Source organism: Salinigranum marinum (assembly GCF_024228675.1).
GTDB lineage: Archaea > Halobacteriota > Halobacteria > Halobacteriales > Haloferacaceae > Salinigranum > Salinigranum marinum.
Genome location: NZ_CP100461.1, coordinates 1,598,611 through 1,611,462 on the forward strand (window position 1 = coordinate 1,598,611; position 12,852 = coordinate 1,611,462).

Below are 12,852 nucleotides of genomic sequence, written 5' to 3' on the forward strand. Positions count from 1 at the left end.
GGTCCCATCGCTGGGACGGCGTGGCCCACTCCAGGTCGCCGATAGACGGCGGCTTTTTCTCACTGCTCGTTCGACGGACAGTCATGCAGATCAGCGTCATCGGGAGCGGCTACGTGGGGACGACGCTCGCGGCCTGTCTGGCCGATCTCGGCCACGACGTCGTCAACGTCGACATCGACGAGGGTATCGTCGACACGATCAACGACGGGAAGCCACCGATCCACGAGGACCGACTGCCGGAGCTCGTCGCGCGACACGTCACCGACACGGGGCGGCTCCGGGCGACGACCGACTACGAGGCGGTGCTCGAGACGGACGTGACGTTCGTCGCCCTCCCGACGCCCTCCGACGCCAGCGGACGCATCGACCTCTCGATCATGGAGGCCGGAGCCGAACAGCTCGGGGAGACGCTCGCCGCGAAGGAGGGGTGGCACACGGTCGTCGTCAAGAGCACGGTCGTTCCGGGGACGACCCAAGACCTGATTGCGCCCACGATCGAGGCCGCGAGCGGCAAGACGCTCGGCGAGACGGTCGGGGTGGGGATGAACCCCGAGTTCCTCCGCGAGGGGACCGCGGTGGCCGACTTCCTCGACCCCGACAAGGTCGTTCTCGGAGCAGACGACGACCGGACCCTTCGCGACCAGCGCGCGCTCTACGAGTCGCTCACGGAACGGAGCGAGACGACGGTCGTCGAGACGGGAACGAGGGAGGCTGAGATGATGAAGTACGCGAACAACGCCTTCCTCGCGGCGAAGGTTTCGCTCATCAACGATCTCGGGAACATCTGCAAGGAACTCGGGGTCGACACATACGAGATCGCCGACGCGATGGGGCTCGACGACCGCATCCAGCGTGCCTTCCTCGACTCGGGGCTCGGCTGGGGCGGATCGTGTTTCCCGAAGGACGTCGCGGCCATCACCGCCGCCGCGCGGGACGCGGGCTACGAGCCGCCCATGTTGAGCGCCGCCGTCGAGGTGAACGACCTGATGCCCCAGCGGCTGCTGTCGCTCCTCGACGACCACGTCGACGTCGCGGGGAAACGGGTCGCACTGCTCGGACTGGCGTTCAAGCCCGGCACCGACGACGTTCGGGAGACGCGGTCGGCGGCGCTCCTCCGCGGGCTCTCCGAGCGGGGTGCGGAGGTCGTCGCCCACGACCCCGCCGCGGTCGAGACGTTCCGGGCGTCGTTCCCCGACCTCGACTTCGCGGCCGTCGACACGCCGGAAGAAGCGCTCGACGGCGCACACGCCTGCATCGTGGCGACCGCCTGGCCGGCGTACGCGGCGCTCGACGCCGCGTTCGACGCGATGGCCACGCCGCTCGTCCTCGACGGTCGCCACTGCGTCGAACCCCGCGAGGGGATCGTCTACGAGGGGTTGACCTGGTGAGCGTGCGGACGCCGGGCGACACCGGCTGACGCTGACGGTCCTTCGTCGTGCGGGGACGCCGGTCGGAGTCACTGATCGGCGGCCGCCAGACGGGGCGAGAGAACACCGCACGCCGGTGCGTACGTCGGCGTAACCCCACGACGCGTGGCGTTTCACAAGGCTTATGCGCGCGATGGCGGTCCACACGAACAATGAGTCAGCGTAGCGAGCGTGCCGAGGAGGTGTCCGTCGCCGACGGGCAGTCCGTCCTCGACACCTTCGAAGACTGGTTCCACGTCCCCGTTCTCTTCGTGGCGATGGCGTTCATGGTGGCCATCCGCCTCCAACGGATGGACACGTTCACGCAGGACGGGACGGTTTACTTCCGCGGAAACGACGCATGGTACCACCTGCGTGAGGTGAACTACACGGTCCGGAACTGGCCGGCGACGATGCCGTTCGACCCCTGGACGTACTTCCCGTACGGAACGAGCGTCGGGCAGTTCGGGACGCTGTACGACCAGATCGTCGCCACGGTTGCGCTCGTCGTCGGGTTCGGATCGCCCAGTCAGTCGCTCGTCTCGACGACGCTTCTCGTCGCCCCCGTGGCGTTCGGTGCGCTCGCGGTGATCCCGACGTACTACCTCGGCGCGCGCCTCGGTGGTCGCGCCGGCGGCCTGTTCGGCGTGGTCATCCTGGCGCTCCTGCCCGGGACGTTCCTCCAGCGGACGATCGTCGGCTTCGCCGACCACAACGGGGCGGAGCCGTTCTTCCAGGCGCTCGCCGTGCTGGCGCTCGTCGTCGCGCTCTCGGTCGCCGCGGAGGAGAAGCCGATCTGGGAACTCGTCACCGCCCGGGAGGTCGACGAACTCCGCCGACCGGCGATCTACGCCGCCCTCGCCGGCGTGGCGATGGCGGGCTACATGTGGGTGTGGCCGCCGGGCATCCTCCTCGTCGGGATCTTCGGCGTCTTCCTCCCGCTCAAGATCGCGAGCACGGTCGTCGCCGGCCGGACGCCCGACCCCATCGCGTTCGTCGGCGCGGTCGCGGGCGGCGTCACGGCCGTCCTCATGTTGATCCCGCTGCAGACGCTGTCGTTCGCGTCGGCCGAGTTCTCGCTCCTCCAGGTGGCTGCCCCGGCCGCGGTCGCCGCCAGCGCCGTCGGCTTCGCGTGGCTCGCCCGCCAGTGGGAGCACCGCGACGTCGACCCGGCGCTGTTCCCACTCGGCGTGTTCGGCGTCGCCGTCATCGGATTCGGCGTCGTCGCGCTCGTGGTCCCCTCGACGCTCGACGCCGTCCAGGGTGGCCTCTTCCGCATCGTCGGCTTCTCGCAGGCGGCCGCGACTCGTACCATCGGCGAGGCACAGGCGTTCCTCTCGCCCGGCACCCTCCAGCAGCAGTCCGTCGACGCGACGGGGCGGATCCTCCTGGAGTACGGCTTCACCCTCTTCACTGGCGTCGCGGCCGCGGTCTGGCTGCTCGCCAAGCCGCTCGTCGACGAGGGGGAGACGCGCCAGTTGGCGTACGTCGGCGGGGCGCTCGCCGTCGTTGCGTTGATCTTTCTCGTTCCGAGCGTGTTCGGCACGATCGGCGACTTCGTCGGGCTGAACTCGCAGGTCACCAGCCTCATCGTCGTGGCGCTTCTGCTCGTCGGCGCGACGTTGCTCACGGACTACGACTCCGACCGCCTGCTGATCGTCGTCTGGGCGGCGTTCATCACGGCGGCAGCGTTCACGCAGGTCCGGTTCAACTACTACCTCGCCGTGGTCGTCGCGGTGATGAACGCGCACCTGCTCGGCGAACTCCTACGCATGATCGACCTCCAGTCGCTCCCGAAGTCGGTGTCGGAGATCAGCGCGTGGCAGGTCATCACTGTCGGCGTCGTCGTCATGCTCGTCCTCGCGCCGGTGCTCGTGGTTCCGCTAAACGTCCGCAACACGGGCAACCCAGAGTTCGACAGCAGCACGACCGCGTGGGAGACGGCCCAGGGGAACGCCCCCGGGAGCGTCCTCGAGTGGGACGGGAGCCTCCGGTGGATGGCGAACGAGACGCCCGCGGAGGGGACCCTCGGCGGCGCGTCGAACGAGATGGACTACTACGGCACGTTCGAGCGAACCGAGGACTTCGCGTACCCGGATGGGGCGTACGGCGTCCAGTCGTGGTGGGACTACGGCCACTGGATCACGGTCCGCGGCGAGCGGATCCCGAACGCCAACCCGTTCCAGGAGGGGGCGCGTGAAGCCGCGAACTACCTGCTCGCGCCCACGGAGGAGCAGGCAGAGACGGTGTTGGCCCGACAGAGCGAGGAGGGCAACGACACGCGGTTCGTCATGGTCGACTGGCAGATGGCCTCGCCCAACTCGAAGTTCGGCGCGCCGGTCGTCTTCTACGACGAGCAGAACGTCTCCCGCGAGGACTTCGTCAACCAGATGTATACCCAGAACTTCCGCGGGAGCATCACCGTCCGCGACCAGCGGTACTACGAGAGCCAGATGATCCGGCTGTACCACTACCACGGGAGCGCGGTCGAGCCGCGGCCCGTCGTGGTCGACTGGGAGAACCGCCAGGCGCAGACCCAGACCGGCCAGAACATCGATGTTCGGACGTTCCCGAGTAACCGGACGGACAGCGTCCGCGAGTTCCGGAACATGACCCAGGCGCGCGCGTACGTCGAGCAAGACGGGAGCGCCCAGGTCGGCGGTATCGGTGCGTTGCCCTCCGAGCGAGTGCCAGCACTACAACACTACCGGCTCGTGAAGGTCAGCAACGAGTCGGCGGTCAGTTCGGGGTCGTACCAGCGGCAGTACCTCCTCACCCAGCAGCTGACGGGCTATCCGGCGGCCCGAACGTTCGTCACGAACCCCTCGTGGCTGAAGACGTTCGAGCGGGTTCCGGGTGCGCGCGTCGAGGGGAGCGGTGCACCGCCGAACGCGAACGTGACCGCCGAGGTCGAGATGCGCGCCCCGACCGGCAACTACACCTTCACCTACCGACAGCAGGCGCAGGCGAACGCCGACGGCGAGTTCACGATGGTGCTACCGTACTCGACGACCGGCTACGACGACTACGGACCGGACAACGGGTACACCAACGTGAGCGTCCGCGCGACCGGCCCGTACACTATCAGCACGCCCGGCGAACTCGTCGAACTCAACGGCTCCGCGGGCGTCGAGCAGTACCGGTCGAACCTCACCGTGAGCGAGGGACAGGTCAACGGCGACCAGCAGGGGACGGTCGACGTGACCCTCGAGCGCGAGACGAACGAACTGTCGTTCAGCGACGTCGAGGCCGGTGTCGAGCCGACGACACCGACGACCCCAACGGCACCGACCACGCCGTCGACGACCGCGACCGGCGCGGCGGACGCGCCGGCGGAGCCGGCGTCCGACGCGACCGCCGAGCGCGTTGCGCCGTCCGCTCCGATCGATCCCGCAGCGCGCGTCCGCTGAGATGAACCGCCGCGACGCGGCCCTCGGCTGGCTCATCATCTACCTGAAGGGGATCTGTATGGGGACCGCCGACGCGGTGCCGGGCGTCTCGGGCGGGACGATCGCCCTCGTGACGGGCATCTACGAACGGCTCATCGGCGCGATCACCGCCGTCTCCCCCGGTCGGTTGCGGGAGTTCCTGGGGGTCGTCGTGCCCGGTGAGACGCGGGCCGACGCGTGGCGAGCCGCCCGCGAGATGGACCTCGTGTTCCTGGCGGTGCTGGGAACGGGCGTCGTGACGGCCGTCATCACGGTCACGCGGGTCGTCGACACGGCCATCGAGACGGTACCCGTGCTCACGTTCGGCTTCTTCTTCGGGCTGATCGCCGCCTCGGCGGTGGTGTTGTGGAGCGACGTGCAGTTCGACACGCGGGGCCGTGTGGTCGCCGCGGTCGCGGGCTTCTCCTTCGCGTTCGTCGTCTCCGGACGCGCCGCCGCGGCGTTCGGTCACCGTCCGCTGGTGACCTTTTTCGCCGGTATGATCGCCGTCAGCGCGCTCGTCCTGCCCGGTATCTCCGGGTCGCTCATCCTCATCCTCATCGGCCAGTACGAGTTCATGATCGGGACGCTGCGGGAGGCGGTCGACGGGCTGTTGGCGGTCGCGCTCGGGGGGAGTGTCCCCGGTCTCGGCCCCTCGCTCGTCACCGTCGTGACGTTCGTCACTGGGGCGCTCGTTGGGCTGTTCACCACCTCACACGTCGTCCAGTGGGCGCTCAGCCGCCGCCGCGAGGCGACGCTCGCCTTCCTCGTCAGCCTCATCGTGGGTGCGTTGCGCGCACCGATCGCCGACGTGAGCCGTCGGCTCGCCGAGGCCAACCGCGGCTGGACGCCGGAGCTCGTCGGCACGTTCCTCGCCGCCGCGGTGGTCGGCGGCGTGATCGTCGTCCTCGTCGAGCGGAGCACGTCGTTGGGACTCGGCGACGGGTCGGACGCGGCGTAACGGAAACGGAGCACGCGGCAGAAAAGAACCAGCAGGGCGGCGGCCGGGTTCGTTACTCGCGGGCGACGGCGATGTTCCGGACGTCGCCGCCGCAGGCGGGGCACGTCTCCAAGCGGTGGTCGCTCGTCGTCCGGGCCCCACAGGCCTGACACTCGTAGTAGCCGTGTGTACTCTTGTGCGGGTCGATCGAGGCGTTGTGCAGTACCATGTCATACGGATGTCTGGACAACGGCTTAATCCTTCTCCCTATACCTCCATTAACGATATAATGTCATAATGCAACGCGCAAACACTGGAGGAAAATTGGATAAACGTCTATTCAGTTCGGGGCGTCGGGGTCCCGGCTTCGTCACCACGGATCGCGACCGTCGGTACCGATCCCGGACCGGTCAGGCCTCGCGGCGAACGACGCAGACGAACGTCTCGCGGCGGTCGACGGCGTGGGTCGTCACGAAGCCGGCGTCGGCGAACGCGGAGACGGCGTGACCGAGGGCGTACCGTTCGTCGGTCGGCGGCCCGTCGACCCCGTCACCTTCGGCGGACCAGTCGACGGTGACGACACGGCCGCCGGGACGGACCACGCGGGCGAGTTCGGCCAGCGACTCGTCGGTGGCGAACTCGTGGTAGGTCATCGTCGAGAACGCGGCGTCGAGCGTGTCGTCGGCAAAGGGGAGGTCCGCGACCTCGGCGGTGACGAGGTCGACGGGTTCGGGGAGCCCCTGCTCGCGGTAGATGTCGTGCATCGCCGTCTGGACGTCGACGGCGTACAGCGTCTCCACGAACGGCGCGAGCTCGTCGGTGTAAAAGCCCGTCCCGCTCCCGAGATCCGCGACGACGTCCGTCGGCGCGGGGTCGACGAGCGAGAGCAACTCCTCGCGCGAGCAAAAGCGGTACCGCCCGGGGTCTTCGAGCGCGTCGGCGCGGTCGACGTCGAACGTGTGAAAGCCCATACCGAGGGGACGGGCGGCGGTAGCCTAATGCCTCCGGAACGCGCGCGAAGAGTCGTGTTCAGCGTCCGCGACGCCGACCCCACCGACGGAGCCGCGATCCGTGCCGTCGCCGGCCCGTCCTGGCACGCCGCGTACGACGACCGGCTCGGAGCCGCGGCCGTCGACCGCCTCGTCGACGCCTGGTACGCCCCGGGCGACCTCAGGCGTGAGATCGCCGACCGCGGTCCGTTCGTCGTCGCCGAGCGTGCGTCGGGCGTGATCGGGTTCGCCCAGGGGCGGCACGTGGCCGGCGGCGACGGCGCGCTGTCGCGACTGTACGTCCACCCCGGCGCGTGGGGCCGTGGCGTGGGGACGGCGCTGTTGGGGGCGACGGCCAGACGCCTCCACCCCGCGGGGACGCTCCGGGCGGTCGTCATGGCGGCCAACGCCGTCGGTCGTGCGTTCTACGACCGCCACGGGTTCACCCTCCGCGAGCGGCGGGTGACGAGGCTGGAGGGGCTCTCATTCGAGGTGGTCGTCCTCGTGGCGCCGCTGGGACCGCTCTGTGCGCTCTCGCCCGGCGTCGACCGTGCGGTCGCCGCCGACGCCGACGGGGACCGCACGGCGGACTGAGACAGGGTTAAATCCCTGGCGAACGGCGCTGTCCGTATGACTCACGGCGACCTGCGACGGCCGACCGACCGTGCCTGCGAACGGTGCGGCCGTCGGGAGATCTGGGACACGACGGCCGAAAGCTGGCGGATCGTCGTCGAGGACGGCGAGCGACGCGCCGGCAACACCTACTGTATCCACGAGTGGGACATCAACGGGCGGTTCGCCCCCTTCGAGGACTGATCGTGCCGACGGCGTACGTCACCGCGCCGCCCGACGCGGCGGGCGAGATCGCTCGGACGGTCGTCGAGGAGCGACTCGCCGCCTGCGTCAACCGCGTGCGCTGTGAATCGACGTACCGCTGGGCGGGCGAGGTGGTCGAGGACGACGAGGTGATCCTGCTGTTGAAGACCACCGACGAGCGGTACGACGACCTCGTCGCTCGCGTCGTCGACTGTCACCCGTACGACGTCCCCTGCGTCGAGCGGTTCGACGAGGCGGACGTGCTCGACGAGTTCGGCTCCTGGATCGAGGCGTCGACGCGGACGGACTGACCACCCTACGTGCGGACCGACTCCAGCACTGCGAGCGTGCCGTCCATGTAGCCCGCGTCGAGCACGACGTCGGCGGCTTCTCCGGCGACCGGGTCGGCGTTCGCCACCGCGAACGACCGGCCCGCGACCGCGAACGTCGACGCGTCGTTCTCGCTGTCACCGACGGCGACGAACGTCCCGGGGTCGACGCCGAGTTCCGCCGCGACGAGTTCGAGGCCGTTCCCCTTCTCGACGCCGGGCGTCTTCACGTGGTACGCGTAGCCGGTGTCGACCACCTCCATCTCGTACTCGGCGGCGACCTCCCGGAGGAGGCTCTCGTCGGCCGCCATCGAGACGATGAGTTCCGTCTCGCGCCACCGGTTTGCGAGGTCGGCGTCGCCCCAACCGGTGTCGCCGCCGCGGGCTTCGAACGTCTCGATCACGCGTTCGGCGCGCGCGCGGTCGCCGGCGAACCGGACGGTGTCGCCGACACAGACGACGCCGCCGTTTTCGGCGACGACCGTCTCGGGAATCCCGACGAAGTGACAGAGGGCGATCGGATACGGGAACGACTTCCCCGTGGCGAGGACGACCGGCGCGTCCCACGCCGGAAGCACGTCGAAGGCGCGCGGATCAACGGCACCGCCGGGCGTGGTGAGCGTCCCGTCGATGTCGAGCGCGAGGGGTGGTGTCATGCCCGTCGGTCGGCGGGCGGCGGTGAAAGAAGCGTCGTTCGCCCGTCGGCTCGGCGGGCGTGCGGCGGCGAGAGCCGGTCAGACAGTCGCGTCGACCAGTCGCCGGAAGACGCGGGTCGGGAACTGCGGTTCGAGCCGACTCGGTGGCCGGCCGAGTCCGTTATCTCCCTCGGTCTCGACCCGTTTGACGATGCCGGCCTCCGCGAGTTCGTAGAGGACGCGCTTGACCGTGGTCGCCGAGAGGCCGACCTGGGGGTCGGCGGTGAGCGCGTCCGTCGCGGCGGTGACCGACGACACCGAGGCCGCGTCAAGGTCGAGGAGTCGAAGCAGGATCCGCTGGCGGTTCACCGGCAGGGCGAGGACGCGACCGAGCGACACGGACTGCCACGGGACCGCCTCCATCCCGACCTCGAGGTCGGCCGTCCTGATCCGGTTCGCGCCGCGTTCGAGCGCGTGGTCTGCCGCGCCACAGACGGCCGCGAGGGCGTCGTGGGCGTCGCCGTCGGCCCACGACGCCACGTCGCGGATGTCGCCGTGCGACAGCGCGCCGCGCGCGAGGCCGAGCGAGGCTCGCTGGGTGAGCAGGTCGACCAGCGCGTGCCGTTCGTACCGCGCCACTTCGACCGTCTCGGTGACGCCGGCCGCGACCGGGTCGGAGTCCTCTCCCGGCGGCTCGCGGCCGACCGCGACGTACGAGACGGCGGGCAGGTCGAGCAGTTCCGAGAGACGTTCGACGGAGAACGTGTCGGACTCGTCGAGGTGGTCGACCGCGACGACGGCCTGCGTCGAGCCGCTGAGTTCGTCGTCGAGTCGGTCGCGGAGGTCGGCCGTCCCGACCCCACCCTCCGGGACCGACTCCTCGACGATGCTGTCGAGTACGTCGTGGTACAGCGCGAACTCGCTGGTGGCGTACCGAGCGTCGACGTAGACGAACGCCGTGGTCGGCGGCGCGACGGCGCGGGTGGTCGTGAGGATCGTCGACCGGCGCCGGTTGTTCTGTTCGGAGAGCCGCCCGAACAGTGCGCTGATGACCGCCGACTTGCCGGCACCCTTGGGGCCCCAGACGTACGCGTCGTCGGGCTGTCCGCTATCGAACGTCGGATCGAGCACGTCGAGCAGGCGTTCGAGGACTGGCCCGCGTCCGTTCGGCTCGGCCAGGTGGGTGACGGGGCTCAGTACGTCGAAATCACGGACGAGTGCGCGTTCGCTCTCGCCGCGTCGACGTCGTTCGATGCGTTCGTCGAGGTCCATGCCGGGTGTGGTGCGGGGTGTCACGTGACGGGTCTGTCGTGCGCTACCGGGTCGATGCTGCTGCGACACGTCTTCTGAGAGAGCCGTCGAAAGCACGGTCGGAGAACGATTCGTCAGATCGGAGCCACGCCGGAACGGCGAGGGCGACTACAGCCCCAGCGTCGGAACCCAGACGCTGGTGCTGAAGACGCCAGCGATGGCCAGGAGCGCGATGACGAGCGTGTTCACCACGATGGCCGCGGCCGGCGGGTCGAAGTGCGTGTCGGCGTGTGCGTAGAAGATCCGCTGGACGACCTCGCCGGTGAGGGCGCCACTGACACCGAAGACACCGGCGACGACCATCGCGGCCGCGCCGACTTCGGCGGCACCGCCCGTGACGGCCAGGGCGGCCGTCGAGGCGGGGAGCGTGATGTGATGGGTCACTGGGATCTTCGCGACGCCGAGGTTGAGGAACGTCAGCGACGCGGCGCTGATCCCGAAGCCAAGGAACGCACTCCCGGTCGTCAGCGCGATGACGCCGCCGAGGAGACCGGCCACGAGGCCGATCATGGCGACGTTACCCCACTCGTACTGGTGGCCGAGCCACGGCTCGACCGCCAGGCGTTCTTTGACCTCGCCGCCGTCGGTGGCGGCCGCACCGCCACTCGACCGCATCTCGCCGCGCTCGAACGGCCCCATGTCGAAGAGGCCGCCGCCGCGGACGGTCCCGATCAGATCGTAGCCGAACACGAGGCGGTGTGCGACCGCCGAGAGGACGACGGCGATGGCGATCGGGTCCCACGGGAGACCGACCGTCCCCGAGATGGCCGTGATGATGTACCCGAGGATGCCGAAGAGCCCACCCACAACGAGCACGTCGGGCTGGGTCCCCAGCGCCGCCGGGATGTTCTTCGCCTCGTGGTAGTCGAAGCCGAACTCGTCCATGTACCCCTTCTTCGCGGCGTAGGCCGCGGCGGCCGCACCGCCGGCGAAGGAGATGTGTGGACCGAACACGGTCCCGAACGCGATGGAACCGGTGATGCCCGGCGCGCCCAGGTTGGCGGCCGAGACGGCCTCGGCGCTCCCGACCGCGCTCACCGCGAGGTTGGCCGCCTCACCGGCGATGACCATGAAGCCGGTGAAACAGAACGCCGGCAGGGCGCCGATCGCCGCACCGAACGCACCGCCTGCAAACGCCGCGAGCAACAGCCCGGGGTTCGCGATGGCGTCGATGATCGCCGAGGCTTGCAGGAGGAACGTCATCTAGTCGTCACCACCGTCGCGAGCCCAGTCCTCCGAGCGGGCGACCGCCTCGTTCCAGCGCTCGTAGTTCGACTCGTAGTCGGCGTCGTCGTCGGGCTCGAACTCGCGGTCGACCTGCCAGTTGTCGCGGAGTTCGTCGATCGTGTCCCAGTAGCCCACCGCGAGCCCCGCGGCGTACGCGGAGCCGAGGGCGGTGGTCTCGTCGACGACCGGGCGCACGATGTCGGTGTCTATGATGTCCGCCTGCAGTTGGCAAAGGAAGTTGTTCTTCACTGCACCGCCGTCGACGCGGAGCGCACCCATGTCGATGCCGGAGTCGGCCTCCATCGCCTCGGCGACGTCGCGCGTCTGGTACGCGATGGATTCGAGCGTCGCGCGGACGACGTGTTCGCGCCGCGTCCCACGCGTCATGCCGACGATGGTCCCGCGAGCACGGCCGTCCCAGTGCGGCGCGCCGAGCCCGGCGAACGCGGGGACGACGTAGACATCGTCCGTGGATTCAACCGAGCGCGCGAGCTCTTCGGTCTCGGCGGCGCTGTCGATGAGTGTCATGTCCTCGAGCCACTCGATCGCCGCGCCGGTGATGAAGATCGCCCCCTCAAGGGCGTACTGGACCGGCTCGCCGGACCGCTGGAAGCCGATCGTAGTGAGGAGACCGTGCTCGGAGGCGACAGCCTCGTTCCCGGTATTCATCAGCATGAACGAACCGGTGCCGTAGGTGTTCTTCGCGTCACCCTCGTCGAAGCAGGTCTGGCCGAACAGCGCGGCCTGCTGGTCGCCGAGTGCGCCGGCGACTGGGATGTCGGCGTCGAGGAAGTCGGGTGACGTCTCGCCCGTGCTGCCGTAGTACTCGTCGTCCGACGACGGGCGGACCTCGGGCAGCATCGAGGCAGGGACGTTGAACTCCTCGAGGAGCTCCTCGTCCCACTCGTTGTCGTGGATGTTGTACAGCATCGTCCGCGAGGCGTTGGTGACGTCCGTGATGTGGTTGCCCGTGAGCTTGTAGATCAGCCACGAGTCGATCGTCCCCATCATCAGTTCGCCGGCCTCGGCGCGGTCGCGGATGTCTTCGGGCCGCGAGCGCGACAGCTTGATCGGGTCCGCGTTGTCGAGGATCCACTCGGCCTTCGTCGCAGAGAAGTACGCGTCACACTCCAGACCGGTCTTGCCACGGATCCACTCGACCTTGTCCTCCTCCTGGATCTCTTCGACGCGGTCCGTGGTCCGGCGGTCCTGCCAGACGAGCGCGTTGTGGACCGGCTTTCCCGTCTCGGCGTCCCACACCACGGTCGTCTCGCGCTGGTTCGTGATGCCGAGCGCTTCGAGCTGCTCGGCGTCGAGGCCGGCCTCGTCGAGCGCCGTGTTGATGACGTGCTTCGTGTTCCGCCAGATCTCCGTCGCGTCGTGCTCTACCCAGCCCGGCTCGGGGTAGATCTGTTCGTGCTTCTCGTAGGCGTTCGCGATCACTTCACCCGCGTGATCGAACACCATGAAGCGCGTTCCTGTCGTCCCTTGGTCGATCGCACCGACGTATGTGTCCTGACTCATTGTTGTAGCACCCTGTGTGTGCCAGCCCGTGCCGGACGTTTCTTTATCTGAGGTCCGGCAGTATCCGTAAACAGTGTGAAAGAGTGTGATAAACTTTGCTAATTCGTCGGCGGTCGAACACGTCTCCGGCGATCCTAAACAGTCAATGCACGCTCGCGCACGCAGGGAGTATGGAGAATGTATCGGAGCGTCTCGGCTTCGTGGAGGCGTTTCCGGCGATCACCGGAGCGACGGTCACGCAGGGGGG

General features: G+C 68.9%; 12 protein-coding genes. 6 read left to right on the forward strand and 6 right to left on the reverse strand.

Going from position 1 to position 12,852, the window contains the following annotated elements:
* The first annotated feature begins 83 nt into the window (after positions 1 to 83).
* The 3 genes from aglM (at position 84) to NKJ07_RS07815 (ending at position 5,795) form a co-directional block, all read left to right on the forward strand.
* On the forward strand, positions 84 to 1,388 hold the full coding sequence (aglM, locus tag NKJ07_RS07805) for a UDP-glucose 6-dehydrogenase AglM (RefSeq protein WP_318570022.1): 1,305 nt from the start codon (positions 84 to 86) through the stop codon (positions 1,386 to 1,388).
* Between the two features lie 191 nt (positions 1,389 to 1,579).
* The gene (locus tag NKJ07_RS07810) at positions 1,580 to 4,816 is read left to right on the forward strand and encodes an oligosaccharyl transferase, archaeosortase A system-associated (protein WP_318570023.1); all 3,237 of its coding nucleotides are present in this window, start codon (positions 1,580 to 1,582) and stop codon (positions 4,814 to 4,816) included.
* A gap of 1 nt (position 4,817) precedes the next feature.
* On the forward strand, positions 4,818 to 5,795 hold the full coding sequence (locus NKJ07_RS07815; RefSeq protein WP_318570024.1) for a DUF368 domain-containing protein: 978 nt from the start codon (positions 4,818 to 4,820) through the stop codon (positions 5,793 to 5,795).
* Between the two features lie 52 nt (positions 5,796 to 5,847).
* Here NKJ07_RS07815 and NKJ07_RS07820 read toward each other — a convergent pair whose 3' ends face one another.
* The gene (locus NKJ07_RS07820; protein WP_318570025.1) at positions 5,848 to 6,003 is read right to left on the reverse strand and encodes a rubrerythrin-like domain-containing protein; all 156 of its coding nucleotides are present in this window, start codon (positions 6,001 to 6,003) and stop codon (positions 5,848 to 5,850) included.
* Positions 6,004 to 6,184: 181 nt separating this feature from the next.
* A complete protein-coding gene (locus NKJ07_RS07825) occupies positions 6,185 to 6,745 on the reverse strand; it encodes a class I SAM-dependent methyltransferase (protein ID WP_318570026.1) in 561 nt (186 codons plus the stop codon).
* A gap of 27 nt (positions 6,746 to 6,772) precedes the next feature.
* Between NKJ07_RS07825 and NKJ07_RS07830 the strand changes: the two genes are divergently transcribed.
* The 3 genes from NKJ07_RS07830 to cutA are packed head-to-tail and all read left to right on the forward strand — an operon-like array spanning position 6,773 to position 7,890.
* Complete coding sequence (locus NKJ07_RS07830; protein ID WP_318570027.1) at positions 6,773 to 7,357, forward strand: GNAT family N-acetyltransferase; 585 nt, start codon at positions 6,773 to 6,775, stop codon at positions 7,355 to 7,357.
* Between the two features lie 36 nt (positions 7,358 to 7,393).
* Entirely contained in the window at positions 7,394 to 7,579 is a 186-nt protein-coding gene (locus NKJ07_RS07835) for an HEWD family protein (protein ID WP_318570028.1), read from the forward strand.
* Positions 7,580 to 7,581: 2 nt separating this feature from the next.
* On the forward strand, positions 7,582 to 7,890 hold the full coding sequence (cutA, locus tag NKJ07_RS07840) for a divalent-cation tolerance protein CutA (RefSeq protein ID WP_318570029.1): 309 nt from the start codon (positions 7,582 to 7,584) through the stop codon (positions 7,888 to 7,890).
* 5 nt (positions 7,891 to 7,895) lie between these two features.
* Here the strand turns inward: cutA and NKJ07_RS07845 are convergent, their stop codons facing one another.
* The 4 genes from NKJ07_RS07845 to glpK all read right to left on the reverse strand — a co-directional run bounded on the left by NKJ07_RS07845 (position 7,896) and on the right by glpK (position 12,605).
* Positions 7,896 to 8,564, reverse strand: a complete 669-nt coding sequence (locus NKJ07_RS07845) for an HAD-IIB family hydrolase (RefSeq protein ID WP_318570030.1) — start codon at positions 8,562 to 8,564, stop codon at positions 7,896 to 7,898.
* A gap of 78 nt (positions 8,565 to 8,642) precedes the next feature.
* Positions 8,643 to 9,815 (reverse strand): Cdc6/Cdc18 family protein, encoded by a 1,173-nt coding sequence (locus tag NKJ07_RS07850; protein ID WP_318570031.1) that lies wholly within the window; start codon positions 9,813 to 9,815, stop codon positions 8,643 to 8,645.
* Positions 9,816 to 9,962: 147 nt separating this feature from the next.
* The gene (locus tag NKJ07_RS07855) at positions 9,963 to 11,057 is read right to left on the reverse strand and encodes a DUF7973 family transport facilitator (RefSeq protein ID WP_318570032.1); all 1,095 of its coding nucleotides are present in this window, start codon (positions 11,055 to 11,057) and stop codon (positions 9,963 to 9,965) included.
* Positions 11,058 to 12,605, reverse strand: a complete 1,548-nt coding sequence (gene glpK / locus NKJ07_RS07860) for a glycerol kinase GlpK (RefSeq protein ID WP_318570033.1) — start codon at positions 12,603 to 12,605, stop codon at positions 11,058 to 11,060. It abuts the gene before it with no gap.
* Between the last annotated feature and the right edge of the window lie 247 nt (positions 12,606 to 12,852).